1 protein-coding gene and 1 pseudogene are annotated in these 2,023 nt (G+C 69.9%); both read left to right on the top strand.

Annotated features, from left to right (window positions below; translation table 11 throughout):
- Positions 1-531, top strand: a pseudogene (locus WBV89_RS00380) (hypothetical protein); the annotation flags it as partial.
- Positions 531-2,023: YhgE/Pip domain-containing protein (locus tag WBV89_RS00375; protein ID WP_423979365.1), on the top strand; the 1,493-nt coding region annotated here is incomplete at its 3' end. The pseudogene WBV89_RS00380 and the gene WBV89_RS00375, both read left to right, overlap by 1 nt.

Genomic DNA, 2,023 nt, shown 5'->3' with positions numbered 1-2,023 from the left:
ATCGCCCTCGAGGGCGTGCTGACCGCGGGCATGGACCAGGATTCCACCGGTCTCGACGTTCGTGTCGATGTCGGAGCCATCCTCGTCATCGAGGGCGGAGACCGCGAGGAGCGCACCTCCGTCGTGCTCGCGCTGCTGGGGAGGCTTCCGGTCACTGCGGGGCGTTGCAAGGTCGCAGGTCTCGTGCTGCCCACCCGCGCGTCCTCGGCCCGGGCCCGGACGGCGGTCGTCCTCCTCGATCGCAACGAGCATCCGGTCCGGTCGCTCCTCGATGCCGCTCTCGATGGTCCGACGATTCTCGGCATCGACGGCGCCGACACGGTGGCCGACGACAGCATCCGCACCGAGATCCGTGAACTCCTGACGGAGGCTCGCACCGGAGCCGAAGCACGCGACGGCGATCCGATGACCTTGCTCGTCGCGTGCTCGTCGAGCGACTCCGTACGCGACCTCCTCCCCGCCGGAGTGGACGTCCACGTCGTGACGCTGGGCCGGACCACCCCGACAGCCGAACCGGCGAGGAGCGGCTGATGCGCATGCCCGCCTTCGCTCCCACGCGTGGAGACGAGCGCCTGCACGCACTCGGCCTGCTCGGGGTCCTCGCGCTCCCGGTGCTCGTCGGCGTCATCCTGGCCGCCGGGCTGTCGTCTCCCCAGCACCACCTCGATCGGGTCACCGTTGCCGTGGTGAACAATGACGAGCCGGTGACCCTCAACGGCCAGTCGGTTCCACTGGGTCGACAGTTTGCAGCTGCACTCATCCCGGGTCCCGCCGGGAGCGGGGGGCCCGACGACCCCGTGGCCTCCACGACATCCACGACCAGCCTGGCCGGCGGCTCGACCACAACACCCGCGCCGACCACGACGGATGTTTCGACGACCTCGTCCACCGCCGACGGATCGCTTGCGGCTGCGGCGTCGCCGACGTCAGATGGCTCTTCCCCGACGGCTGGTCCGTCGACCAGCACGCCCGATCCGACCGGCGCGCCCGATCCGACCACGACATCGACCACTCCCCCGACGGGGACCCAACCCAACTTCAACTGGGTGTTGACGAACGATGACGACGCCGCCTCGGGGCTGCAGGACGGGAGCTATGACGCGGTCCTCACGATCCCCTCCTCCTTCTCCGCGAACGGAACGTCGATCGCGGGTCCGGCCGCCGACGCCACTCAGGCGATGGTCAGCCTCGAGATGGCACCGTCCGCGGCCACCCTCGACCAGGCCCTCACCGATGCCGTCGTCGGGAAGGCCGTCACGGCACTCAACCAGACACTCACCGTGAACTACCTGACGAACGTGTACGGGGGGTTCAACCAGATCAACGCCTCCATCGCCCAGGCGTCCGACGGCGCTGACGAACTGGTGGACGGCACCGACGAACTCGCGTCCGGTGCGGACCAGCTCGCGTCCGGTGCCGGCGAGTTGTCGTCCGGACTCGATTCGCTCTCGTCGGGGGCGGATCAGCTGGCGAGCGGAGCGAACGACCTCGCGTCGGGACTGGGCACCCTGTCGACGGGGGCAGACGAGCTGTCGTCCGGCGCCGGTGGGTTGGAGTACGGACTCAACGCGTTGTTCTACGGCGCCCAGCAGTTGTCCAACGGGGTGACCCAATTGGACCAGTCCGTCCAGTCGCTGCCGTCCGAGACGCAGAGCCTGGCCATCGGATCCGCCCAGGTCGCCTCCGCGGTCGGCGGCGCGTCGTCGGCGATGAACTCCGCGACTCAGAGCGTCGCCGGGCTCGTCGACCAGATCTGCGCGGTCCCCGGGCCCGGGCAACTCTGCGACTTGGCCAACGGTGTCCTCTCCCAGATGCAGCAGGCCGACAACGCGGTGGATTCGCTCGCCTCCGGCGCCAACCAGGTCGCAGTGGGGAACGCACAGCTCGCGGCAGGCATGCCCGGCCTCGTCGGCGGGCTCGACAGTTCGGCCGCCGGCGCCGACGATGTCGCTGATGGAGCACAGGCGTCGTCGGCGGCGGGACAGTTGGTCGCCGAAGGTGCGGACGGGGTCGCGACCGGCGC

Source organism: Ilumatobacter sp. (assembly GCF_049588435.1).
Taxonomy (GTDB): domain Bacteria; phylum Actinomycetota; class Acidimicrobiia; order Acidimicrobiales; family Ilumatobacteraceae; genus Ilumatobacter_A.
Note: the sequence above shows the minus strand (reverse complement) of the source record. Positions and strands in the feature narration are given on the sequence as shown.